The sequence below is a fragment of the Methanoculleus sp. UBA291 genome (genome assembly GCF_002499755.1).
GTDB classification, from domain to species: domain Archaea; phylum Halobacteriota; class Methanomicrobia; order Methanomicrobiales; family Methanoculleaceae; genus Methanoculleus; species Methanoculleus palmolei.
Window position 1 is genome coordinate 65,463 of record NZ_DANC01000020.1, and the last position, 24,662, is coordinate 90,124.

The 24,662-nt window shown below is 57.6% G+C and carries 24 protein-coding genes and 1 pseudogene; 9 read left to right on the plus strand and 16 right to left on the minus strand.

Annotated elements, in window-relative coordinates; genetic code table 11:
* Positions 1-557: 557 nt before the first annotated feature.
* Complete coding sequence (locus BP737_RS04530) at positions 558-791, minus strand: hypothetical protein (protein WP_292408728.1); 234 nt, start codon at positions 789-791, stop codon at positions 558-560.
* A 529-nt stretch (positions 792-1,320) separates the two neighbouring features.
* Between BP737_RS04530 and BP737_RS04535 the strand changes: the two genes are divergently transcribed.
* The 5 genes and pseudogenes from BP737_RS04535 (at position 1,321) to BP737_RS04550 (ending at position 5,877) form a co-directional block, all read left to right on the plus strand.
* Positions 1,321-2,802: a hypothetical protein gene (locus BP737_RS04535; protein ID WP_292408726.1), complete on the plus strand. Its 1,482-nt coding sequence runs from the start codon at positions 1,321-1,323 to the stop codon at positions 2,800-2,802.
* Between the two features lie 314 nt (positions 2,803-3,116).
* Positions 3,117-4,220, plus strand: a complete 1,104-nt coding sequence (locus BP737_RS04540) for an inositol-3-phosphate synthase (RefSeq protein WP_292408724.1) — start codon at positions 3,117-3,119, stop codon at positions 4,218-4,220.
* Positions 4,217-4,486, plus strand: a pseudogene (locus BP737_RS14755) (NTP transferase domain-containing protein); the annotation flags it as partial. The gene BP737_RS04540 and the pseudogene BP737_RS14755, both read left to right, overlap by 4 nt.
* Positions 4,487-4,532: 46 nt before the next feature.
* The gene (locus BP737_RS04545; protein WP_342685962.1) at positions 4,533-5,549 is read left to right on the plus strand and encodes a CDP-alcohol phosphatidyltransferase family protein; all 1,017 of its coding nucleotides are present in this window, start codon (positions 4,533-4,535) and stop codon (positions 5,547-5,549) included.
* Positions 5,539-5,877, plus strand: a complete 339-nt coding sequence (locus BP737_RS04550; protein ID WP_292408722.1) for a hypothetical protein — start codon at positions 5,539-5,541, stop codon at positions 5,875-5,877. The genes BP737_RS04545 and BP737_RS04550 overlap by 11 nt, the downstream gene beginning before the upstream one ends.
* Positions 5,878-6,312: 435 nt before the next feature.
* On the opposite strand, the gene BP737_RS04555 is transcribed toward BP737_RS04550, so the two are convergent.
* Positions 6,313-8,730 carry a CDC48 family AAA ATPase gene (locus BP737_RS04555; RefSeq protein ID WP_292408720.1) on the minus strand — a complete coding sequence of 806 codons (2,418 nt, stop codon included), beginning with the start codon at positions 8,728-8,730 and terminating at the stop codon, positions 6,313-6,315.
* A 46-nt stretch (positions 8,731-8,776) separates the two neighbouring features.
* Here BP737_RS04555 and larC point away from each other — a divergent pair, with 46 nt between their 5' ends.
* Both larC and radB read left to right on the plus strand, forming a co-directional pair.
* A complete protein-coding gene (larC, locus tag BP737_RS04560; RefSeq protein ID WP_342685963.1) occupies positions 8,777-9,970 on the plus strand; it encodes a nickel pincer cofactor biosynthesis protein LarC in 1,194 nt (397 codons plus the stop codon).
* The gene (gene radB / locus BP737_RS04565; RefSeq protein ID WP_292408714.1) at positions 9,967-10,644 is read left to right on the plus strand and encodes a DNA repair and recombination protein RadB; all 678 of its coding nucleotides are present in this window, start codon (positions 9,967-9,969) and stop codon (positions 10,642-10,644) included. Before larC ends, radB begins: the two co-directional genes overlap by 4 nt.
* On the opposite strand, the gene dapF is transcribed toward radB, so the two are convergent.
* The 8 genes from dapF to BP737_RS04605 form a co-directional block, all read right to left on the minus strand.
* Positions 10,631-11,449, minus strand: a complete 819-nt coding sequence (gene dapF, locus BP737_RS04570; protein WP_292408712.1) for a diaminopimelate epimerase — start codon at positions 11,447-11,449, stop codon at positions 10,631-10,633. The two genes, radB and dapF, sit on opposite strands and share 14 nt — an antisense overlap.
* 280 nt (positions 11,450-11,729) lie before the next feature.
* Positions 11,730-12,155, minus strand: coding sequence for a carboxypeptidase-like regulatory domain-containing protein (locus BP737_RS04575; protein ID WP_292408710.1), 426 nt, complete (start codon positions 12,153-12,155; stop codon positions 11,730-11,732).
* Entirely contained in the window at positions 12,142-12,831 is a 690-nt protein-coding gene (locus BP737_RS04580; protein ID WP_342685964.1) for a hypothetical protein, read from the minus strand. Before BP737_RS04580 ends, BP737_RS04575 begins: the two co-directional genes overlap by 14 nt.
* Before the next feature lie 179 nt (positions 12,832-13,010).
* A complete protein-coding gene (locus BP737_RS04585) occupies positions 13,011-13,433 on the minus strand; it encodes a hypothetical protein (protein WP_292408705.1) in 423 nt (140 codons plus the stop codon).
* A gap of 25 nt (positions 13,434-13,458) precedes the next feature.
* Positions 13,459-13,866, minus strand: a complete 408-nt coding sequence (locus BP737_RS04590; RefSeq protein ID WP_292408702.1) for a hypothetical protein — start codon at positions 13,864-13,866, stop codon at positions 13,459-13,461.
* A 176-nt stretch (positions 13,867-14,042) separates the two neighbouring features.
* Positions 14,043-15,203 (minus strand): hypothetical protein, encoded by a 1,161-nt coding sequence (locus BP737_RS04595; RefSeq protein ID WP_292408699.1) that lies wholly within the window; start codon positions 15,201-15,203, stop codon positions 14,043-14,045.
* A complete protein-coding gene (locus tag BP737_RS04600) occupies positions 15,200-15,748 on the minus strand; it encodes a hypothetical protein (protein WP_292408697.1) in 549 nt (182 codons plus the stop codon). The genes BP737_RS04595 and BP737_RS04600 overlap by 4 nt, the downstream gene beginning before the upstream one ends.
* Before the next feature lie 34 nt (positions 15,749-15,782).
* Entirely contained in the window at positions 15,783-16,946 is a 1,164-nt protein-coding gene (locus tag BP737_RS04605; protein ID WP_292408695.1) for a hypothetical protein, read from the minus strand.
* 494 nt (positions 16,947-17,440) lie between these two features.
* On the opposite strand from BP737_RS04605, the gene BP737_RS04610 reads away from it, so the two are divergent.
* On the plus strand, positions 17,441-18,001 hold the full coding sequence (locus BP737_RS04610; protein WP_292408692.1) for a transposase: 561 nt from the start codon (positions 17,441-17,443) through the stop codon (positions 17,999-18,001).
* Between the two features lie 198 nt (positions 18,002-18,199).
* On the opposite strand, the gene BP737_RS04615 is transcribed toward BP737_RS04610, so the two are convergent.
* From BP737_RS04615 to BP737_RS04625, 3 genes are read right to left on the minus strand one after another with little or no spacing between them, the layout of a single operon-like run.
* Positions 18,200-19,396: an META domain-containing protein gene (locus BP737_RS04615; RefSeq protein WP_292408690.1), complete on the minus strand. Its 1,197-nt coding sequence runs from the start codon at positions 19,394-19,396 to the stop codon at positions 18,200-18,202.
* 11 nt (positions 19,397-19,407) lie between these two features.
* Positions 19,408-20,091 (minus strand): hypothetical protein, encoded by a 684-nt coding sequence (locus BP737_RS04620; RefSeq protein WP_292408687.1) that lies wholly within the window; start codon positions 20,089-20,091, stop codon positions 19,408-19,410.
* Between the two features lie 27 nt (positions 20,092-20,118).
* Positions 20,119-21,120 carry a hypothetical protein gene (locus tag BP737_RS04625; protein WP_292408683.1) on the minus strand — a complete coding sequence of 334 codons (1,002 nt, stop codon included), beginning with the start codon at positions 21,118-21,120 and terminating at the stop codon, positions 20,119-20,121.
* Positions 21,121-21,490: 370 nt separating this feature from the next.
* Here BP737_RS04625 and BP737_RS04630 point away from each other — a divergent pair, with 370 nt between their 5' ends.
* Positions 21,491-21,733, plus strand: a complete 243-nt coding sequence (locus BP737_RS04630; RefSeq protein ID WP_292408681.1) for a hypothetical protein — start codon at positions 21,491-21,493, stop codon at positions 21,731-21,733.
* A gap of 676 nt (positions 21,734-22,409) precedes the next feature.
* Here BP737_RS04630 and BP737_RS04635 read toward each other — a convergent pair.
* The 3 genes from BP737_RS04635 to BP737_RS14760 all read right to left on the minus strand — a co-directional run bounded on the left by BP737_RS04635 (position 22,410) and on the right by BP737_RS14760 (position 24,211).
* Positions 22,410-22,961 carry a cytochrome c biogenesis CcdA family protein gene (locus tag BP737_RS04635; protein ID WP_292408678.1) on the minus strand — a complete coding sequence of 184 codons (552 nt, stop codon included), beginning with the start codon at positions 22,959-22,961 and terminating at the stop codon, positions 22,410-22,412.
* Positions 22,958-23,425: a hypothetical protein gene (locus tag BP737_RS04640; protein WP_342685965.1), complete on the minus strand. Its 468-nt coding sequence runs from the start codon at positions 23,423-23,425 to the stop codon at positions 22,958-22,960. Before BP737_RS04640 ends, BP737_RS04635 begins: the two co-directional genes overlap by 4 nt.
* Positions 23,426-23,638: 213 nt before the next feature.
* Complete coding sequence (locus BP737_RS14760; protein ID WP_394339343.1) at positions 23,639-24,211, minus strand: YIP1 family protein; 573 nt, start codon at positions 24,209-24,211, stop codon at positions 23,639-23,641.
* Between the last annotated feature and the right edge of the window lie 451 nt (positions 24,212-24,662).

Here is a 24,662-nt window from a genome sequence, read left to right on the forward strand (position 1 = left end):
GTAGGCACGTGGATTGAAATAATCGATTTTGCCAGAGAGAGAGAGAGAGAGAACGTAGTCGTGCCTCACGTAGGCACGTGGATTGAAATAAACCACGGGAGGCGATACCTGGTAAACTGCCGTCGTGCCTCACGTAGGCACGTGGATTGAAAATGTGTCGTTGATCGTGCAGCGGACTCCATATTTAGTCGTGCCTCACGTAGGCACGTGGATTGAAAATTCTTCGCCGCGAACGTGAACGGCGCTTTGAAGTCGTGCCTCACGTAGGCACTGAATATTGGACTCGACCAACTTGGACAGTCTCTTGCATATGCATATCGACTTCACCCCCTCCTAGGGAATCTATAAATCCACCGTGGGCAACCCTGCACGTCGGCAGAACGCGCCCCACCATAAATCATCCTCATTCACATGATGTTCCTAACGGCCGACAGTGTAGGCACCGTTATTCTCATAAACTCCCTTAAATCCTGTGGGACAGGGATAGCTGTTCCGAATGAGAACGGATCGCCGTGAAAAAAAAAGGTTTTCCGGGGGGATATCCCTCGGAAAGTTTTTTATTGGTATTCCAGCGGCTGGACGTCCTTCGGGAGCCTGTCCTTGAAGTGCTGCTGCACCTTCCCGTAACACTGCCGCAGCCGCTCGTTCATCGTCGCGTGCACCTTCTCCCGTGCCTTCTCGAAGTGCGACTGGTTCACGAAGACGGCATCTTCCCGCATGACGAGCATGGCCGCCTCCCGGCAGAGCGCTTCGAGGTCCGAGCCGACGAACCCCTCGATATCGGTCGCCAACCTTCTTGATGAGCCGGTCCCGTGAGGGGTCGTCAAGGGTCAGGTCCTGCCGGGTGAGGAGGTCGACGATCTCTTTCCCCGGCTGTCCGGGTCCGGCTCTCCGATGTGGACGAGCCGGTCGAACCTGCCGAGCCGACCCCCAGGTGTGATGCGTCCGTCTGCGAAACCTTTTCGTTATGAAATGCTCTCCGGTCGGGAGATACAGCCTGCTTCCAGACCCGGCCGGGAGCCCTGACACGGGAATGCCATGTCCTTCCAGGGCCATCCTTTTTTTAAGCGGGGGCTCTGCCAGATTTTGAATCGGGAAAACAACGTTGCGGCAGCACATTTATACTGTCATCTATATATATTTAAATAATATAATTAGAGAGATAATAGATATTATCCGGATCTATACTGGATAAGATGGAGCGATTCTGGGAAAAACCGACATTTCGGTTTTTCCCGGCCATCGGAGGCCTGACAACGTCTCCGCTGCATACAAAGGATTGACGGGCAGGCCGGATAAAAGCCCGCCCGGAGAAGAGCCATGACAAATTGGATGAAGAAACTTGCCTTGCATTACGAGCAGACACGGCGCAGGCATCCTCACGAAAACCTTATGATCCTCTTCGATATCGACGGAACCATCCTCGATATGCGCTTCATGATCCTGCAAGTCCTCAAGTCCTACGACACTCACCACGCGACGGATTTTTTCTCGTCGCTCACGCTGGACGGCATCACGGTCCACGAAAACCAGATCGAAACACTCCTTGAAATGCTGCAGATCCCGAAAAAACATCATGATTCCATCCTTGCCTGGTATCGTGCCAACCGCTGGTCGTCGGATGCAATCCTGGGATCACACCAGCCGTTCACCGGGGTTATGGAGGTTATTCGCTGGTTCCAGCTTCAGCCAGACACCTTTGTAGGTCTCAATACCGGGCGCCCTGAGGATATCAGAGACGACACACTCTGCTCGCTTAATGCTCTCGGCAGGGAGTACAAAACCCGGTTCAGAAGCGATCTTCTCCACATGAACCCGTACGGCTGGGAGCAGCAGGTCACAAACTGCAAGGCGGCGGGTGTCGACTTCTTCCGGAATATCGGGTATCATGTCTTCGCCGTCGTCGACAATGAGCCCGACAACCTGGATGCGATCGCACGCCGGGACCCGGGGCAGGAGATCCTGCTCCTCCATGCGGACACGATCTTCGAATCCGCGAGGAGAGTGCTGCCTGCAGGGTCGGTGAGTGGGAGACGCTACGACCTGACCGACCTGATCCCGGAACGTGCGCTTCCCCGCCATATCCAGTTCGTCTGGCACGGTGTCAACGACGAGTATAACCTGCGCCAGTTTCTGGCTTCCAACGTCCGGTGGGCGGAACTCGATGTCAGGATGGACCCCGACGGCGACGATATCATTCTCAGACACGACTCATTCGCCGAAACGCCCCTCGACGAAGAGGAAGAACTCGTTTACCTGCGCGACGTGCTCGAACCAATCCGCGCTCACGGCAAATCGGTCAAGCTCGACTTCAAAGAAGACGGGGCGCTGGTAGACCAGGCGCTCGACCTCGTTAAGATCCATGCTTTTGAGGATGCCCGCCTCTGGTTCAACGGAAACGCCGATCTGCTCGGGGAGGACGGGTTTGCAGTCCTGCACCGGGCGCACCCGTCGGCAATCTTCCAGTGCCCCGTCGATCATCTCACCCATCTGATTCCCCTCGACCCCGGGACGGTCGCAGACGAGCTCGATAGGTTCTGCTCCTGGGGAATCACGCGTTTCTCGGTCCGGTGGGAGAGGGAGCGGTTAAAAGAGGTGATCGACTGGATGGATACGGCGGGCCATGAGATGAACATCTATAACGTTCCCGATCTCGAGGCATTTCTCAAGACAGTTCTCCTGATGCCCCGTTCGATCACCGCGGATTTCAACTTCCCGAAGTGGCACTACTTCGGCAGGGGTTCCGGCCAGCGCCACCAGCATTACGAGTATTCGGTGACGAAAGGCCCATTGATGATCTAACCCCGGGAAGCCGTACTTCCCACTACCGTTTTTCCGGTGCTTCCGGCCGGTTTGCATCGCCGGCGCAGTGCGGTCTCACCGTTCCATATCATCCCCCTTCGCCCTGGCATCTGCAGGTATGCGGGTGGAGCTGCCCTGCCCGGTGCCCTCGTCTCCGGACGTAAACCCTGTAACAACGAAATCCGGCCGCCGCGTCTGCCGGGTAGAGTAGTCTTGCCTGCGGGACTCTGTATTTACTATAGGCATAAGGTTGATATTTACGGGTATATATTGTACGGAAAATATATTATACGGAAAATGTGGGGGTATCACATGTGAGGAAGATCAGGATTGCAATCGTCGGCGTCGGGAACTGCGCGAGTTCACTCATCCAGGGCATCGAGTACTATAAAGGAAAGCAGAGTGGCGATGCCGTCGGGCTGATGCATTGGGAAGTCGGGGGCTATCGCCCGACCGATATCGATGTCGTCGCTGCCTTCGACATCGACAGGCGCAAGGTTGGAAGAGATCTGTCGGAGGCGATATTCGCTCCCCCGAACTGTACGACAACCTTCTGCGATGCCGTCCTCCGCAAGAACGTACCCGTGAAGATGGGGAAGGTCCTTGACGGTTTCTCCGACCATATGCGGGGTTACAAGGAAGCGTGCAGGTTTGTCATCGCCGACGAGACCGAGGCCACGAAAGAGGAGATTGTCCGGGACCTTGAAGATTCGGGAGCCGAAATCCTGGTAAATTACCTCCCGGTCGGCTCCGAAGAGGCCGTGAAGTTCTATGCCGACTGCGCCCTGGAGGCAGGTATCGGTTTCGTCAACAATATGCCGGTTTTCATCGCAAGCAACCCGGCATGGGCAGAGAGGTTCGGAGCAAAAGGCATCCCGATCATCGGAGACGATATCAAGGCCCAGATCGGTGCGACCATCGTGCACCGGGTACTCGCCGATCTCTTCCGGAAACGGGGCGTTCGGCTTGAAAGAACATATCAGCTCAATACTGGAGGAAATACCGATTTTCTCAACATGCTGAACCGGAACCGACTGGAATCGAAGCGCGAATCGAAGACCGAGGCGGTGCAATCCGTGCTGGCCAAACGGCTCGACGAGGACGATATCCACATCGGGCCGAGCGATTACGTCTGCTGGCAGAAAGACAACAAGGTCTGTTTCCTTCGGATGGAGGGAAAACTCTTCGGTGATGTGCCCATGCATCTTGAGATGCGACTTTCGGTGGAAGACTCCCCGAACTCTGCGGGAGTGGCCATCGATGCCATACGGTGCTGCAAACTCGCGCTCGACCGGGGCATCGGGGGCGTTCTCTATTCGCCGTCGGCGTATTTCATGAAGCATCCGCCGCTCCAGGTGCCGGACGACGAAGCGTATCAGCGGACCGAGGAGTTTATCCGTGGAGCACGAGAGTCGTGACGCCTGCGTGCCTGATCATCGCCGCCGGTGCCGGCAGCAGGATCGCGGAGAGGGGCAGCCCCAAACCCCTCATACCCCTCCTCGGCCTTCCGCTTATCGAGCGGGTGATCATGACCGCACGGGGCGCAGGCGCGACGGACTTTTACGTCGTCACCGGATACCAGGGCGACAGGGTCCGTGAGTTTCTCGACACCCTCGCCGCGAGGAGAGACGTAACGATCCATCACATCTTCAACGGCGAATGGGAGGCCGGAAACGGGCTCTCGGTGCTGAAAGCAAAAAAAAATTCCCCCCGGCCGATTTTTTCTCCTGATGGGGGATCATCTCTTCAGCGAATCGATCCTTCAAGGTCTGCAACAGAGGCCGGTCGCCGACGGCGAAGTCGTGCTGGCGGTCGATCCGCACCCCGAATCCAATCGTCTCGTCGATCCGGGCGACGTGACCAGGGTGCTGGCGAACGACGGCCGAATCATCGATATCGGCAAGGGTCTTTTGCGGTATACCGCGTACGATACCGGGATCTTCCTCTGCTCGCACGCCCTCTTCGACGCCCTCGAGGAGAGCATCAGGCGAGGGGACTCTTCGCTCTCCGGGGGGATTCGAGTGCTTGCCGGGATGGGCAGGGCAAAGACGTTCGGCATCAACGGAGATTTCTGGATCGATGTCGATGATGCCGATGCTTACCTCAAGGCAGAGCGGGAGATGCTGGATCGCCTGAAGAAACCGAATGACGGCCCGGTTTCTCGACACCTGAACCGGCCGATCTCGACCAGAATCTCAAAGCGCCTGGTCGCCACCGGAATCACCCCTAACCAGATCTCGATATTCACGTTTGCTCTCGCCCTCCTTGCCGCGGCGTTCTTCATGGCGGGGGGGTATGCCGCCCTTGTTGCAGGCGGCATCCTTGCAGAGTTCTCCTCGATAATCGACGGGTGTGACGGCGAAGTGGCTCGCCTGACCTATGGGGGCACGGCGTTCGGGGGCTGGTTCGACTCGGTCCTCGACCGGTATGCGGACGGTTTCATCATCTTCGGTCTCACCTATACGGTCTTTGCTGCCGGCGAGCCCCTTGCAGCCCTTTCCGTGGGGTTTCTGGCGCTGATCGGAACGTTCCTGAACAGTTACACCGCCGATCGCTACGACGGCCTGATGCAGGGGAATGCATCGGCCGGCAGGCGCAGGTTCCTGCGGATTGGACGCGACGTGCGGATCTTCATCATCCTCATCGGCGCCCTGGCGGCACAACCCCTTGTCGTCCTTGCCGTCCTCGCGTTGCTGATGAACGCCGAGAACATCCGCAGGGTGGTGGTGCTGCATCGTGCCGGATAGAAGACGCGACTCTGCCTTCGCATGCATCCGGGCGGCGGTCAGGGGGTCGCACCTGCCCGAAGATCCGGCGCATGCAAAAGACACGCTCCGGTGGCTGCTCTTCTTATGCCCCGATGCCGACGACGCCCTGCGAATTGCAGCGCTCGGCCACGACATCGAGCGGACGCTTCCGGACGGCAGGGTCTTCTCGGATGGAGTGCCGACTACGACGCATTCAAGCAGGCGCATGCCCGGAGGAGTGCTGCCGTCCCCGCGAAGCTGCTGCACCGCTATGGGTTCGATGCAGCGGATCGTCGCGGATGTCTCATCGCTCAATCACCCGTCATGAGTCGGGGGGCGACCCGGGGGCGGATTCTATCTCTTTCTTCTCCACGGATCTTCCTGCTCCTCTTCCCGGAACACCCGTGAGGAGACGAGACGGCGCTACATGTGGAGGCTTTCGGGTAAGATGCAGCGGATCGTTGCCGATCTCACGTTCGAGGATGCGGCGCTCGATGCGCGGGTGCGGGAGCGTATCGGAGAGGGCGACAGCGGATAGGTTGCCTTCGGTTGAGGAAGTCATAAGAATCCCCGGTGACTCCTGCACACTGGCAGCACGTTCAATCACGGGCTGTCTCACCCGCCCAGGCGTTTGCAGCAGCCGACGGCGCGAGCGCTGTTCTTCGTGCAGATCCCCTCAACATACAGGGGCCGGCAGGGGCACCCCGGGTGGGGCGAATAACTGTAAAAAAGAGGTCTTCGGAGAATAGCCCCGGTATTCCGCTTACTGGTATTCCAGCGGCTGGATCTCCTTCGGCAGCCCGCCCTTGAAATGCTGCTGCACCTTCCCGTAGTACTGCCGCAGCCGCTCGTTCATCGTCGCGTGTACCTTCTCCCGTGCCTTCTCGAAGTGCGACTGGTTCACGAGGGCGGCGTCTTCCCGCATGGCAAGCATGGCCGCCTCCCGGGCGAGCGCTTCGAGGTCCGAGCCGACGAACCCCTCGGTATCGACCGCTATCTGCCGGATAAGCCGGTCTCGTACGGGATCGTCGAGGGTCACGCCCTGCTGGGCGAGGAGGTCGACGATCTTTCTCCGCCGGAGGGAGCGCCGGAGTTCCTCACCCTCGCTCGCCTCCATCGCGGTGCGTTTGGCCCTCACGTCCTCGACGCCCACCCGGCGGTTGGCCCCGATGGCGAGAATCAGGTCTTCGATCCCGTTCTCCGAAAGCCCCTCCGTCATCTCCACCAGGTTTTCGATTGCCGAGCCCTCGATCGGCATGTAACGGGTGTGGATCGCGAGGATCTTCTCCCGGTCTTCCCGGCCGGGCTCGCCGATGTAGACGAGCCGGTCGAACCTCCCGGCCCGCAGCAGCGCCGGATCGACCATGTCCGGCCGGTTCGTCGCGCCCATCACCACCACGCCCCGGAGTTCTTCAAGGCCGTCGATCTCGGTGAGGATCTGGTTTAAGACACTCTCGATCACGTGCGACTCGGTGCCGCCGCCGCGGGCGGTGGCAAGAGCGTCCAGTTCGTCGAAGAAGATGATGGACGGCGCCACCTGCCGGGCCTTCTTGAAGACCTCACGGACCGCCCGCTCGCTCTCCCCGACCCACTTCGAGAGGAGCTGAGGGCCCTTGACCGGCACAAAGTTCGCTCCGCTCTCGCTTGCGACCGCCTTTGCAATGAGCGTCTTTCCGGTTCCCGGAGGGCCGTAGAGGAGAACTCCTTTCGGGGGCTCGATACCCAGGTCCTCGAACCGCTCCCGACGGGTGAGCGGATACTCCACCGCCTCGCGGATGTCCTGTTTTGCCTCATCAAGGCCGCCTATGTCTTCCCAGGTGGTGTGGGGCACCTCAAGGAGGATCTCCCGCATGGCGCTCGGGCCTACGTCGCGGAGGGCGTCGCGGAAGTCCTTGCCCTGGACCTCCATCTTCTCGAGGATCTCCGGCGGGATCTCCTCGGCCTCCAGGTCGATCTCGGGGAGATAGCGCCGCAGCGCCTTGATCGCCGCCTCCCGGGCGAGGGCGGCGAGATCCGCTCCGACAAACCCGTGGGTCTGCTGGGCGATGAGGTTGATGTCGACGTTATCCGCAAGCGGCATGCCGCGGGTGTGAATGTGGAGAACCTGGACCCGGTCGTCCTCCGACGGGACCCCGATCTCGATCTCCCGATCGAACCGTCCGGGACGACGGAGGGCGGGGTCGATGGCGTCGAGCCGGTTCGTGGCCCCGATCACCACGACCTGCCCCCGCTCCTCGAGCCCGTCCATCATCGTGAGGAGCTGGGCCACCACGCGCCGCTCGACCTCTCCGGTCACCTCCTCGCGCCGGGGGGCGATGGAGTCGAGTTCGTCGATGAAGATGATGGCGGGTGCATGCTGCCGGGCGTCCTCGAAGACCTCCCGGAGCCGCTGCTCGCTCTCGCCGTAATACTTCGAGATTACCTCCGGTCCCGCGATCGATATGAAGTGTGCTCCGCTCTCGCTCGCGACCGCCTTTGCAATGAGGGTCTTACCCGTTCCCGGCGGGCCGTAGAGGAGAACCCCCTTCGGGGGCTCGATACCGAGTTTCCGGAAGATCTCGGGATGCCGCATGGGCAGTTCGATCGTCTCGCGGACACGCTGCAGTTCGCCCTTCAGGCCGCCGATGTCCTCGTAACTGATCCTTTTGACGCCCTCGAACCCGGCGGCCGGTTTCTCGGAGAACTCGATCTTCGTGTTCTTGGTGATGATCACGGCATTCTCCGGCTCGACCACCACTGCCTTGAATGCAACGAGCTGGGGCTGCATGAACGGGAGCCCCGCCTGGATCGGCACGGAATCGTTCTTCACGATGGGAAAATCGATCAGTTTGTTGACGACACTGCTGTAGTTGATGGGGAGTTGCTTGGGGAGGTCTTCGGGAGGCGCGAGCACCACCCGTTTCGCCTCGACCTCCTCGTCCAGCGTCTTTATCTTCACCCGGTCCCCGATGCTGGCCCCGGTGTTGAGCCGGGTGAAATTATCGATTCGCACCTTACCCTGGTGCCAGTCGTTCACCATGGCACGCCAGACCTTGGCCACGGTGCGACGCTTCCCCTCGATGGCGACGAGGTCTCCGGGACTGAGCCGAAGCTGCAGCATGGTATCAGGGTCAAGCCGTGCCTTGCCCGCCCCCTGATCCTCCGGATAAGCGCTATCTACTTTCAAGTATATCTCTGGCATTACCTCTAGTTCTTATATTTCGGGGATTTATAAGTACTGGAGATGCATGAACACACTTCTCTTCGACCCGTTCAACGGAGCCGCGGGCGACATGATCATCGGCTCTCTCCTCGATCTGGGAGCCGATGAAGGGCTTGTTCGGGCAGCCATGCGCTCCGTCGTCGGTGAACCGACAATAGAGCGGGTAGACCGTTCAGGGATCCGTGCGGTCCTGGTGAGAGCGCATGCACCGGTCGATCATCGCACTCTTGACGAGGTGCTCGACCGGGTTGCCGGGAGCGACGCTCCCGCCCCGGCACGGGATATGGCCCGGCGGGTCTTTCTCCGGATACACCGGGCCGAGGAGAGCATTCACGGAGAGGGAGCGCACTTCCACGAGGTGGGTGCGGACGACGCCATCGCCGACGTGGTGGGGGCCTGCACCGCCCTGCACTCCCTCGGCGTCGACAACGTCGCCGTTCTCCCGGTCGCCCTCGGCCGGGGGTTTGCGGTCGGTTCACACGGAACCTTCCCCATCCCCGCCCCGGCAACCGTGGCGGTCTTTGCCGGATCGGATCTATCGACCGTTTCCGGCGAGGAGGAGCGGGAACTCTGCACCCCGACGGGCGCCGCCCTCCTCGCCGAGTTCTCGACGGTTCGACCGGAGGACCTCGGTCCGGTGGGCATCCGTGCGGTCGGCTACGGGGCCGGGAGCAGGAACCCGCCGGGAAGACCCAATGTCCTCCGCTCGATGCTCGTTTCGACGGGTGAGCCCGGCACCGGCGACCGGGTCGATATCCTCGAGACGAACGTAGACGACGTCACCGGGGAAGCCCTTGCCTATACCCTCGGCCGTCTGATGGAGGAGGGGGCACGGGACGCAAGCGCCGTCCCCGCGATGATGAAGAAGGGACGGAGCGGCCACCTCGTCCGCGTCGTCTGCCACCCGGACGCGACCAACCGCCTTGTGGGGGTGATGGCCGCGGAGCTCGGGACGCTCGGAATACGGTGCCTGCCGATGGTCCACCGGGCCGTCGCCGAACGGACGGTCGAACCCGTCACGGTGACCCTCCGCGGCCGGGAATGGACGATTGACGTGAAGTGCGGCTGGTCGGGGGGAAAGATCACCTCCTTAAAGGCGGAGTACGAACAGGCGGCGGCGTGCGCACGGGACCTCGGAGTCCCGTTCCGGGAGGTCGCCGGCACCGTCGAGGCGACTGCGCGCCGCCTCTTCAGCGAGCGAGGCGTGCTCGAACCATGAAGCCGGACCGGGTCGGCACGGGGAACGGGGCCCTTGACGACCTGCTCGGGGGCGGGCTCGAGCGGCGGACGGTCACCCAGGTCTACGGGGAGCCTGCGAGCGGCAAGAGCACCTTCTGCCTGATGGCGGCGGTGGCCTCGCTCCGGGCCGGAAACTCGGTCGTCTACATCGATACCGAAGGGTTCTCGGTGGAACGGTTTACGCAGATAGCCGGGGAGAGCGCCGGGGCGTACGCGGACCGGCTCTACCTCTTCGAACCGCTGGACTTCGCTCAGCAGGGGGCGATGATCGCCGATGCGGAAGGGCTGCTTAAAAAGAGGGCCGGCGCCCCCGTCGACCTCATCGTGATGGACTCGGCCACCGCCCTCTACCGGACCGAACTCGACCTCGGCCGGGAGGCGCTCCGGAAACTCTCGCACCACATGATAAAACTCCTCGGGCTTGCGAAGAAGTACGACATCCCGGTCCTGATCACCAATCAGATCTTCATGGACGTGGAACGGGACCGGATCTCCGGCCTCGGGGGGACGGCGCTCGAACACCTCTCGAAGGCCATAATCCGGCTCGAAAAGAGGGACAGTGTCCGGCGGGCCGTGCTCCGGAAGCACCGGTCCCGACCGGAAGGGCTCTCGTTCGATTTCGTGATCACCGGGGACGGGATCAGAAAGGTATAACGCCCGTAAAGACCGTCTCGGCGGGGCCTTCCATCGTGACGGTCTCCCCGAAGCGGATGACGAGCGGACCGCCTTTTGTCTCCACCCGGACCGTCTCCCCGGTTTTGCCGAGATGGCGGGCGACCGCCGCCGACGCGGTGGCGCCGGTGCCGCAGCTCGCGGTCTCGCCCTCGACGCCGCGCTCGAACGTCCGGATTCTGAGCATACCGTTGCCGGCATCCTCGACGAAGTTAACGTTCGCACCTTCCGGGAAGGTGGGATGGTTCCTGATGGCCTGGCCGACGGCGGCGACATCGACGGCGGCGACCTCTTTCACGAAGACGACGGCGTGCGGGACGCCGGTGTTCACGGCATAGACGGTGAAGCCCAGGATCTCTTCCCGGAATTCACCGTCGCCGACGGCGGGGACGGCGCTCCGTTCGAACGCGGGCGTCGGCATGGTGATCGTCGCGGTGAACTCATCGTCCGCGAACCTCATCGTCACCGGGACAATCCCCGCCCCGGTCTCGACCGAGCAGGACTCTTTCACATAGCCGGCGTCGCAGGCGTATTTCGCGAGGCATCGGATGCCGTTCCCGCACATAGAAGCCTCGCTCTCGTCGGGCTGGAAGAGCCGCATCCGGATATCGGCTTTATCGGACGCCTGGAGGAAGAGGACGCCGTCGGCGCCGATGCCGAACCTGCGGTCGCAGTAGAGCGCCGCAAACGACCCCTTCATCTCTTCGGGGATGACCTCGGTCTCGTGCTCGTCGATCAGGATGAAGTCGTTGCCGTTTCCCTGCAGTTTGGTGAATGCGATCTCCATGGATAGTAGCCTCTCTATTGTAGGTATTGGGAGCGGCGGGTGATAAACCGTGGTGCCGGGACCATCCGGTATGGCGTGATATGGGCGATGGACGGCAGAACCCGGCCGAGTACAGGATCGTGCTGTGCATTCCATGGACCGGAGGCAACAGGTGAGGTCAAAGGCAAGAAGGTGAACGGCGACGAGCAGGCCGATCGTCCAGGTTCACAGGAGGTATTTTTCAGCATGGGCGCTTCCGGCAGGAGATTTCTTGATCAGAGGCGAGCCGTCCCGAACCCTCTCACCGCCGCTTCCGGCCGAGGAGGAGCGCCCCCAAGAGAGCAAGGACGGCGGCCGGGAGACCGCATCCCGGAACGGTCCGCGGCAACGGCTTCATTTCCAGGTCGAGTTCGTTCGTCAGGTTCTCGAAGACGACGTCGCGCCGGAGGGGGGAATACCCCTCCTTCTCGACCGTGACGGTCTGCCGGTACCCGGGTGCGCCTTCCGCCCGGTAGCCGCCGTCCGCTCCCGTGGTGGCCGTCACCGCAAGGGGTTCGTCGTCGAGTGTAAGCACCGACTCGAACCGCACCGACGCGCCGGGAATCGGGTTGCCGTCGGGGTCCGTCACCTCGCCCGATACGATGATCGACGGCGGCGGCGGGATGCCGATACTGACGGTCACGTTCACGGTCTTTTCTGCCCGATTCCTGAGGTTATCCCATGCCACGACGGTGATCGTGTTCCCCCCCGGCGGAGACCGGTACGGAGCAGGAGAACGTCGACCGGTTCCCGGACCAGACCTCCTTTTTTCCGCTCAGGACGAACACGTTTCGCACACCGGCAGGAGCGTGGACCTCCCCGGCGACGGTGACGTGAGGCGGTACGACATCGATCCAGACCTCATCGCCATCCTTCGGGGCGGTGATGTCGACGGTGATCGGGTCGGTCTCAGGCGCCGGATTTTCGTTGATGATGGTGAGGATGAGGTTCCCGGCAGTATCGAGGACGAAGATCGTGTTGTCGCGGTAATGAGCCAGGGAATCGTTCGGGAGCTCGTGCACCCAGGTGCAGGGTTTTTCAACGCCGCCGGGGGTGGGAACTTTTGCGGAAAGTTCGTCGTCGATGGAGAGCAGGTGGTTGCCGTTTCTATCGAAGACCAGCGTCTTCCCGTCGGCCGCGTGGACGACGACCGAACCGAACGGTATCCCGAAGGTTCCCTCCGCGGTGGCCTCCAGCTCCGGCTGGAGTGTCAGTCCCCCGGAGACGGCAATCGTCTCGATCGATTGGTTCACCTTCAGGTCGGGGACGACGATGTGATCGACCGCTGTACCTGCCGCCGGGACGACTGCGAGCAGCATCGAGAGGAGCAGGAGAACTCCCCATGCCCCGATGTTCCCGTTCATTCTGTTATCCTCAGGTTCTTTCCTGCGGTGGGCCGTCCGGGGAAGGCGGAACGTCGTATCCGCCGGTTTCGGCGCCCGTAGGGGGATGTCTCCCTCCTTCCATAAATGATTTCCGCCACGGTCATCTCCACGTCGCCCATCCAGCCGGTAATCTGCAATCGTGGGTGGGGAAACATCTTTCACGGCCACGTCGTCAGCACCACGTAGTAGGCGCCTTCGTACTCCATGAGAAAGTCGTAGGTGTCGTGAAGAGCCCTGCTCTCCGCGTACGAGACCTTTGCACCCCCGATGACGCGCTGGTTCCGATCGCCCCACTCCCATGCCGAAGGGTTCCGTTCTTCTCCCCGGATCACTGCGTCGAGCGCGGGATGCCGTTCGAAGTCCTGCTCGGTCAGAGAGACGGCCACGCTCTCCCCCGGCTCCGCCCTCTCCATGACGTAGAGCATCGGCTGCCCGCCCGAATTCTCCATTGCGTGAAGGATGAAGGCGTCGGCGAGCATGAAGCCGAGCACAACGGCGACGATGCCCGCGAGACCGCAGGCGACGATGATCCCCGCCGTTTTGAGCCGGTCCCCGAATTTCATTTTAGCATCTTCTTCCATTTCGGTTACACCTCCCGGCCCGGTCTTAGTGGAGCAGAACGCGAGTGAGATAATACGCACCGTCGTACTCGAGGTATGGCCGGTCCTCCTCCCTTGCATCGATACCAAATGACTCAATAAGGACGAGATATTCGATCCCCGTCATCGGGGCTACACCGGATATCCACACGTCGGGGTTCCTGTTGGCGTCCCGAATCGCGGAGTCAAGCACCGGGTGCTGCTTTAGATCCCGATCGGTCAGGTGGATGACAGACACATTCTCCAGAGGCTCCGGAACCTTCTGGACGACAAGCGCCTGCGGGGGACCGTCGATCCCCGTGATCAGGGCAACAAGGGCGGTATACGCAACTACAACCGTCGTGACGAGGAGGACGACGCCGATGAACGCCAGAACCCCGACAACGAGCAAACGTCTGTTGATTTTCGATTCCATGTGATTTCCTTTACGTTTTCACCAATTCCGTCTGAATGGGGATCAACCCATTTTCATACCGATGGTGCAGATCAACCCTCCCCGACCACTACCACTTCCGGCTCATCCTTCTCCGATCGATCTTCAACTGCACCACCCGATATGCTCAGTTGCGGTAGCCAATAACCATGTTACGCTCATGCAGGCTCCGTCCGCGGCACCTCCGGGTAGTCATGCCGGTTCACCAGGAGAGCATATCCCCCATCGGCGGTCTGGATGACCGAGACGGCACTAGCCGTCAGTTCGAATGTGGTATTCAGTTCGGTATCCCATTCCGGAAGTCCATCGGCATTGAGTTTCATGATGTGAGGAACACCGACCTGGTCGGGGAGGATCAGGAATCGGGATGAGGAACGATACGTAACCGTGCCGGATACATACCCTCCATCGGCCGTTTTAAGGATCGGTGCCGATGCGTTGAGCGTCCGCTCCTCAAGCACGTTCCCCTCCCGGTCGAAGACGACCTCCTCCAGCGTCACGTTGGTGTAGATGACGGTGTACCCGCCCCCCGGCACTTCGCCCATGAAGGCGACGGTGTTGTACTGCGGCAGGCTCCCGAGCGTCGCATTCCGGATCAGATCGCCTGAGGAATTCAGCCGGAGCAGCCACACGTAGGAGCCGTTCCGGTTCGGGAGGGAGGTCATGCCGCCCACCAGGTACCCGCCGTCGGATGTCTGGATGATGGTTTTTACGACGTCCCGATCGGTCCCGTAGGTCTTGCGCCACTCCTCCGTCAGGTTTCGATCCCGTTTAAGCACAAGGAGGTCTTCGCCGTCGGTCCCGGCGGCGACAAATCCACCGTCCGCGGTCCCGACAACCGATTGCAGGGTGCTGTCAGCCCCGACATCGCTCTCCAGGACCTTCCCCGCCGGATCGAGGAGCCGGACCCCGGACTCGCCCGCCGCTACGATGGTGCCCCCGGTCGTCTTGGCGACGGAGGAGACCGGGGACCCCCTACCGGTGGCGTTCCAGACGACCGAGCCGTCGCCGTCGAGTTTGAAGATGCCATAGGATTGGTCCCCGCGCCAGGGCAGGACCTCTCCGCCGACGATATACCCGCCGTCGGCGGTCTGGACGATGCTCGTTGCGCTATCGTCGCCCCCGGTATCGATGACCGTCTGCCACTGCTCCGTCCCCCCGGCGTCGACCTTGAAGACCAAGATGTCGCGGCCCACCCCGTACTCCGGCACAAGGCACCCTGCTGTAAAAACCAGCAGAAGGCAGAGCCCGGCCGCCAGGACACCCGGCCTCTGCAGGCGATGGATTTCATGCCTGCGCCAGGACCCGGAACCGGTCATCCGCTCTGCACCTCCCGCTCCCGGAATGCGGTTACGACTGCGAGCACGGCACCGAATATGACTGAGGATATGAGCACGGCCTCCAGGTAGACCGTAATCAGGCTCATGATGGGAAGGCCAATCTCGGGCAGGGGCAGAGACATCAGGAATCGGGAGACCGGTGAGGGGGCCCCATCCCCGAACGCCGTTGCAAACCCGTAGACCAGAAGCATGGCCGCCGTGATCGCGGACCCGGAGAAAAGGATTACGAAACGGTGCCGATCGGGAAGGCGATTTTGGAGGAGCATGAACGGCGTCAAGACACCCATCAGTATGATCACCAGGTCCAACACCGGTAAAATCGGCCGAATCGGCGGTACGAAAGAGAGAACCGGCACCAGAACGGCCAGAAGCAACCCGCTCAAAATCGGAGCGAATTTGCCGACAACCGGCTGCGTCTTCGCGAGAATGTAGTAGAACGTGAGGGAGAGGAGACCGGCGAAGACAGCCGGGAGAAGCACGATGAGCAGGACAAAGACGATAACAGACGATGCCAGTGGTTCCATGGTTAAATCCTATAAAAGAGGAGGGTGGGCCTCTTCAATCTCTCACGTATTTCACCAGGCCGAGCGTATACTTCGCCGTATCGAGGAGACAATCCTCGGTAATCGATCTGACATCCGGGTCAGTTCTGAACGTGCCCCGGTGATTATACACCAGATAGTAGAGTTCATCATCGTGGTTCTTCGCATACTCAGCAAGTGACTGCGTCGAACTTGATGGATCAGTTATGGTGTAATAATACCAGTTGTCCTGGATGACCGACCAGAAGTTGTACCCCTCTCCACTGCCTTGATCCCAGTTCTCTCCAACATAGTCTTCATACTCAGCGTGGACCCATGGATTCAGAGCCTGTTCAATCTCCATACCGGTATGGAGCGGATTTCCTACATCAGTCAGGAAATGACTTGAATATCCCAGGTTTGTGTATGCATTGTACATCGACGATTGATCGTAGTAATTTCTGGCAGTGTTTGCATAGTTCTCGCATTGTTCTGGAGCGTAACCCGTTCCAAGCACAGGGTCGTAGTAATGATCATAAGAGTGACACACCATCTGAATGAAGGTATCCAACCATTCAAACCCGGTCGGGGGCAAGACCGAAGGCCAGGAGTCAGGATCATCTGCCGCATCGTGAGCATATGTGGCATACGTGGATGAAACACCCCACTTCAGGCAGGAGGTCTCTATGACATCCTGATGACAGGGAGCCGCCCACCACTGGATGCCATTTTCGGCTGAAAACTTATCGTTCAGGTACTCGGCGAGCGCTTCATCGGCCTGAGCAAGGATGGACTTTTCCTCTTCGGTCAAAGTATGTTCACCAGGAGAGACAAAAGCCACCTCCGTTCGACCGTCACGTTGAATCGTAGCCACAGGATACTTTGCCCAGATCTTCCTGAGCCCTTCGGATAGTATCTGTTTTTTCTCATCGGAGATTTGAGTCATCTCTAAATCATTCAGAGCATTTCTCTGTCCCTGCTCATCGGCGGCAAACAGTGCCCAATGAGACGTTGTTTCTTTCACATCTTCATTGATCACAAAATGTAGACCGGATGATGTCTGCCCGTTTGCCGCAACTATAGGGATCGGTTGCTCAACCGGAACCTCAGAGGTTGCTGCTACTGCCGGCACAATCCCCACGCTCACCAGCAGCAGTGCCAGGAGCAGGGAGAATGTCTGCATTCCAGTTTTTCTTTTCATGTGTTTCAACTCCGTTTTCAGTCCCCGGAGGCAGGAGAGGCACACATGTTAAGTACCTGGAATGCATACATCTCATTAGCCTTCGGGGCATGCGGGGTTCTATCATCCAGCCGTCAAGCAGGGATGGAGGGACCCCACGAACTTTTGCAGACGCATCCTCGCGCCTACACCATGACATGGACGCCGATTTATATATAAATTCTGTCCATTTTCTTTACATGTCCGGGGGATATTCCCGAAAATGAAGAGACCGATCTCCCCGTGGGGAAGAAAGGCACCGGAGATAACCCATTTCCCACAGAAAGAACACTGCTTTAGCCCCCTCCAAAACCTAGCGCGCGCTCTTCCTCGTATGGCGCTGAATTCCCGATTTGCTTGTTGAAAAACTCTCCCCTAACAGAAGTACATTCCGTTTATGACTCGTTTTCTGATTTGGTGGGATTCAAACCGTAAAAGTGATCGTACTCGAAGGGGAATTCATTGTTGGCGAAAACATGAAGTCCCCACTCATCGTTGATCCTGATGACTCAAAATGGTTGCTCCTCGATTCGGTTCTTGCCGTAACAACCTCCCGTCGGGCCAGGCAGGAGATGGCCGAACAGGGTATCACTCCGGTCGCGAATACCGGCTCGATCCTCCGGCTCCTGCTCATTGCGATCTTCTTCTCTGTGGAGGTCACCTATGTGGTCGAGGAACTCCGGAACCGTGCTGCCCTCCGACGATTTGCGCGCATCGATCGAGTCCCCTCAGCCGACGAGGTGTATCGGTTCCTCAGCCGAATCGACGAAGCGCGGTTTGTTGCCCGGGTCAATGCACTGCTCCGCATTCTGTGCAGAAAACCGAATCGCCGAACCGCCAGAACGTTCATCATCGACGGTTCGGCCATCACGCTTGACCTGAACATCTTCAAAAAGAGGGTCCGGAAGAAAGACCTCGAAGACAAAGACTACAAATGGGGCTACTCCACAACCAACGGCTATTACCTCGGGTGCAAACTGACATTGGTGATCGAGTATTCCTCGCTGGTTCCGGTGACCTTTTCTCATCCTGCCTAAAAAAGGGATCATCTGAGGAACTACCTTCCATTCGCTTCCAGAAATTCACCTCGTAATGTAATCCATAAGGCCCCGATTGTATTTCGTGCCCTTCGTATACCATCTCTTGTATACGTAGGCTTCAGGTCTTCACAGACATACCGAGCACCACAAATTCTTCATCTGAGATCTGCACAATATCGGCAACGGTATTCACATCTATATGGACCCCTCTGCCATTACCATCAGAACTTCTCCATCGCCGGAAGAGAATTCCAACGTGCCGTTCTGGACCCGATATGTTCTCGTTTCTCTGAAGATCGACTCGATTGTCTCCCGGGATTCTCTCGCCTCTCCGGGATCGTCGCTTTCCGAGATAAGCAGGGATACGGGACCGAACGATATCGATGAGTTGTCTGTGTCATACTGCGCGGCGAACTGGATTCCGCGGATGGTTCCAAAGACGTTGCCATCCGGAGTAAAGTATACCATTTCGAACGTCTCCTCTGGCGACAGGAGGGCGGACCCGTCCGCCGCCCGGTACTGTTGCGGGTACCAGTCGGCTGAGATCAGCGAAAGCGGCATCCGAGTAAACGAGAGGAACGAGTGACCTTTCTCGTCCATGATATCAAGTTGAGTCTCGGTTATCCGATACCCGCGCGCCCGGTTCAGGAGCGAGTAATACCATTCGTACAGGTCGGTTTTCTCGCCCGGTGCCTTGGAGCATTTCTCCACCGACTCGAACTGGATACGATCCTCGTCGGATTCATACGTTCCGCAGTAATCGCTGTCCGCGATGGTTCCCCGGAACTGAGCCTCGTCCGGAAACTGTAAGGAGATCTGTAGGGTGATCAGGTCGGAACCATGGTTTCGAACGGATTCTTCCGTATCGTTCCATGAATACCAGAGAGACCACGCTCTTCCCGAGAGCGATTGCGGCTGGCTTGCGAAAGAGAGGAGCTCCATTCCCGATGCGTCGAACAACCGGAGACGGTCTCCGTCTATCTCGTAGGCCTCCGTTTTCAGGAGCAGTGCCAAGAACGCTTTCTCCTGATTGAGCACCTCTGGAGTCGAGGTCATATTTGTCGATTCGATCTTGCGGATCGTGAGCACGTCGTCGGCAAGGTCGTGCTCTCCGATGAAGAGGTTGCACCCGGAGGAACCACTGACCCACCCGTCACCGGCGAACGCGATGATAACATCTGTTCCCTCGATAACGGGAGCCCCTCCTTCCTCCGTCCAATAGGATGTAAGATACCAGCGTCCAAACAGCGGGGATCGGTCGTCATTCAACGGCAATTGAGTATCGTCCCGGGCCCCTGCAGAATGCATGGAAACGAGAATCCCCAGACAGATGACGAATACGAGCAGTCCCGTGAGGGCGACGCTCACGATCCGCCGTGGGATTCTCCGCATGAGATCGGCCATCATAATAGCATGATACCCCCGGCAGTGACATAGTAGTCGGCCGGCACCGGAACAAATCCCGACGTTGTGCTCGGAACGGTCGTATCCACCGTCGTCGTCCAGATATCCCCCTTGATCAGATGTTTCATGCCCCCGCCGCCCTGGTACTCGAGGCTGAACGAGATCGGGGCCGCATCCTCCGGCGACGGGACGAAGCCGTCGAGAAAGACGACCGTGGTGTAGGTTCCGCTCGAAGCCCGGGTGAACTCGGCGACACTCGCGTTCCCCGGGGTTGAGAGGACCGGCACGAGCAGCCGCGGCTCTTTTTCCGTCTCGGCTTCGCCGAACGGTATAGAGATATCCGACGCGTAACCATCCACCGTCGTGAACACGAGCATCTTTCCATACGGCGTTTCCCGGATCGCCGCCTGCCACCCGACAGGCTGGCGTTCGCCGGCGAGCACTCCCTCAGACAGCGCCGGCTCGCCCTCCGCGTTCGCCGGAACCGGGATCATGACCGTGGCGGTGCCGTTCACGGCAAGACCGGAGAGACCGGTGATCTCGATCACGTAGGAGTTGTTCGGCAGGAGGGTTTCGACGAACGCGGGAAGGAGCAGGAGCAGGAAGATCACCACGACGAAGAGGCAGATTACTACGAGCAGGATAAGTATAGTTCTCCAGTTTTGCTTCTGGTTTACATCCATCTTCTCACCAAAAAAAAGATTTTTTAGTTAATTAGTCGCATAATCGACAAGATCCATGTTATAAATAAGACCCATTTTCAAGAGATCTTGAGTTGCTGACTTGACAAATGGTTCTTCGCCCCATCCCAAGGGATTAGTAGCTATCGACGCTTGGAGGGCAGGATACATCAATGAAGAGTAAAGTGCCAGGCCTCGTGCACTCGAAGCGGGATCGGAAATTACACCTCCGGTATTGGGAGCCGATACAAGAGCCGCTTTAAACCCATACTCAGGATCGGTGAACTTATCCTGCACGTATCCCTCATAAAGCGCATGCGTCGCCAGCTGTACTGGATCGACTGCACCCTGGGTATGCCACGGCATGGACATATCACTCATATAATGCATCGACCAGGACAGGCACCGCCAACCGGATTCACTGTTGATGTTTGACCTCAGTTGGCTTCTTGCCTCATTCGCATAGTACTTGCATTTATCCGGTGCGTTGCTGAAGAACGGGGCCCCGTCTAGATAATGTTCGACTGTCTGCGGAACACCCCAAGTATCAGGGTCCGCTGAGTGCATATTCAATAACCTTGTCTTCGTACTGTCCCAACCTCTTTTCTGCCCTGCAATCTCAGCCAAGGCATTATGAACACCATTCTCATGATAACCGGGATAATAACCGGTCCACATGGGGCTTATCCCATTAGGGGCATCCAGACAGTAGTAGGTAAACACACTGGCGATTACCGATGCCAGCAGTTCCTGCTTTTCTCTCTCTTCCAGCGCTGACGTTCCACCCCAGATCTTCTTCAGTTCTGCGGCGGTCTCCTCAAATTCGCTCTCAGAGTATGTCTCCTCCAACGCTTTGAGCACTATCGCCTGATGAGCAGGCGATAAATGTGCATAATGTTCAAGCGCCGCCTCATCCTGCATGAACGAACGCTCAAGAGTCATCTCTTCTGCGCTCGCTGTCGATATGAGTGCTACACAAAGCAGTACTCCCAGAAGGATCGATATTCTTTCAATCCTGCGTAACTCATTCATGATTGTTCTCCCCGATTCCTTCCCGGAGGCAGGAGAGGCACACATGTTAAGTACCTGGAATGCGTACATCTCATTAGCCTTCGGGCTTGCGGGGCTCTATCATCCAGTCGTCAAGCCGGGATGGGGGGCCCCGCGAACTTTTGCGGACGCATCCTCGCGCCCACACCATGACATGGACGCCGATTTATATATAAATTCTGTCCGTTTTCTTTACACGTCCGGCGGATATTCCCGAAAATGAAGAGACTGATCTCCCCGTGGGGAAGAAAGGCACCGGAGATAACCCATTTCTCACAGAAAAAACACTGCTTTCGATCCCGGAAAGTATGCTCCGGAATGCGCTAAGGAGAGAATCGGACGTCCGGAGTTGATGCACGTCCGCTACCCCGGAGACAGCAATACCGGAATCGATCCGGCATTCGGCGGGATGCACAAAGTTATCCAGGACATTCCGGATCAAAATTCTTTTATGGCCGAGATGAAGCCACACGGGCAGCGAAAAAAGCAGCTGTACCAGGTTGAAGAGCACCGGGGCGGATACGCATACGTATTCGAGGAGGAGGATCTTCAGGGGCACGTTCCAGATGTACAACGGAGTCGGATCGGAAGGTAGCTGCTCCGGATATGGCCCTTGTACAGGCTGAATGGCCGTGGCACATCCGACAGACGGCAGCAGCAGGAGGCAGAAGGCAACCAGAGCGATCCTGACAATCCGTGACCCTGGAACCATGGAATTGCATGAAAACAGTTACAATAAAAAGGTTTGGTTTTAGAAGAAATTTTATATGTACAGTCGAGTTCCTGTTACACTCCCCCCATACACCTTAAGGTTCCAGGATTCAAATGCGGGGTCGGGTACCTCAAAACGAATCTGCTCATCCAGATAAGAACCGTTCATGGTAAGAACCGTACAGGTTCCCATCGGGCCTGGAGATATTCAGTTTTCAAAGAGGAGTCGGGAGTAAACCGGTTCGGATAGACCTGCAGTGCGGATGGATCGGCTGCTACGCTGTAACTGTGAGAATCGGTCTCTCCTTGCGTTATCGTGTAGAATGCACGGATTGCAGACTCACCTGCCTGCGGGAGATCTAACGCGATCCCATTGTTTCCACTTCCGATACTGCCTGCTGAAACCACCGGTATGAGGAGAGCAAAGACGGCCAGGAGTCCGATAAGACCTAGAGGAAGTTTTCGATAAAATATTCTGTCTCATTTCTTTACACATATTATATACCGACGGCATCCGGTAAGCAAAAGACGGGATTTCCCTTTCAACGATCTCCGGGGAGTTAACCCACCCTATTTATCCCTATTCCTCCCGTCGGGCTCCTCGGGGGATACGGTTCGTCGAGCAGGATACGGTAACACCGGAACGCAATTCGAACCGTTAGTGGGCTTATTCTAATCGGATTTGGAGTCTGGTTGCTCTTCTGGGTGACGCCGAGAAACGGCGTGAGCACTCCGGCCCCGAAGACCAGCAGGAGCCAGAGATCCTGCACGGCGCCGTCGATCAGGATTCTGCTCAGCAGAATGAGGACCATCGGGGCGGCACACGGCGCCTTGACGATTGAGAATAGCATGCCCAAAATAAACAATCCGATCAAAGTGCTCGAATACTTCCTTACAGATACCCGAACGTAGTTGTCTGCAGAGATCGGGAGCCTTATCAGCCCAAGCAGGTTCACCCCGGCAACAATCGTGATCAACCCCGCTACGGCGGTAAGATATGGGCTAAACCTGCCAAGCGAGAAACCCGCCAGCAGGACACAGCATCCCATGACGATGTAAGCGGCAACCAGCCCCAGGCCGAATATCAGCGCATTCAGGAGACTGCTTCTCAAACCCTTCCGGACCCGGTGACATACACCAGTATGAACCCGAGTATCGCCATCAGGCAGGGTGAAAAGCCGGAAAAGAGACCCAGAGAATAGGCAAGTGGTATATTCCAGTTAATTGGCGGTAGGCCCTCCTGCACCTCAGCACCGGCAAGGGACTGCTCTATCGCCGCCCTGAGATTCTCTTCAGTGATCTCCTCTTTAGGAATCTTAATGGTGCCATCCACAACCACAGCAGGGACTTCGTGAAATCCATGTTGCTGCAAGCGGTCTAGGCCCTCGGGTGTACCGACATCAGTGTACGTAAGTGAGATGGAATCACCGAGATCATGCTCAAACTCCGACACCAAAGGCTTAAAATGGTCACAGTCGGGAAAACCTTCCAAGTAGTAATACTCAATGACAACAGGAGCCGCGCACGTACAGGAAATTAATCCGGTTAAGAGCAGAACGATGCATGCTGCTACCACGCCAACACGGACGCCCCCTCTTCCACATCGATCTTTCAAGGTATATTCTCCCAAGGAATACCCAACTCAGCGGGCAGAGCCAATAGTTTTATTGTATCCCGGTTTTAGAAGAGATATTCATGGATCTCATTGCAAGACTCAGAAAGAATGCCAACCAATTACCTCCTACATTTCGAACACTTCGCTCCGAAGCGGCCCTGCTAAAATGAAAGATCATAGTAACAACCTGAGATCGAAGATCCACCTATGGAAAAGAATTGCGAGAATCGCACTTGTCATAAGAGTGACGAATAAGGCTCGATCCTTAGATATTCCATGAAATATCAATACGCCGAAATAGGTTACTAGACTGAAACAGAAGAGAAGCAATAAACTTACAAACGGGACCCTTAAAATCAAGATCACCCAGGAAAACAGGATGCAGGGTGACAGGGCATAAATCACCGATTTCATCGTTTTTTCAAATCCCAGGTGTACATCGACAAAAAGCAGGAAAAAATGCTCAACGAGGCTAATTCCCAAGAGTGCGACTGTCCCGCATATTATGCCCTGTATTAAACAGATAAAGATGCCTAGCGCTAGAACCCAAATCTGGTGCAATCCAATCTTGAATTCATTTTCAGGGTAAAACCCCATAATGAGGGGTAATAATATATATATGATCGATGTGACGACAACTAACGCAAAAAAGAATTGAAGATCGTCCCGCAGTGACTTTTCGTTAAGTCGCTGGAAAAACCCTGGGGGACTGGTAGAAGCAGTTCTTAGTAGTATTCTTGTCGACATGGTCTTCCCTGATTATGGAAGTGATCCACAGGCAAATCCTACAGATACCCAGTCTGAGGTATTAGAATCTCCATCGGTTGATCCATATTTATTACAACTGATCCAGGCATCAACCGAATGTTTAGGCGGACTCAACGCGAATACACTCCAGATGGCGTGCGAATCGATGTACCCTGTATACCCGTTATCTCGTGTTGAATGTCCGAATTCGCAACGGTCAAATCCCGGGTCTTGGGAAGTGTACGTATTATCTGATATGCCCAGAATGCCGTTACCATAGTCATAAGTGAATGTTCCTTGGGTGTAAAGAGTTGCTTTGGTCGGGAGTAATGGGTTACCCCTCCAAATCCAATCATCTGTCCTCGTAATTTGGGCTTCGTAGATGGCTCGTATAGCAAATTCCTCTGACTTCAGATCTGAGAGAGGAATCTTACTTAATTCATAGTTAATA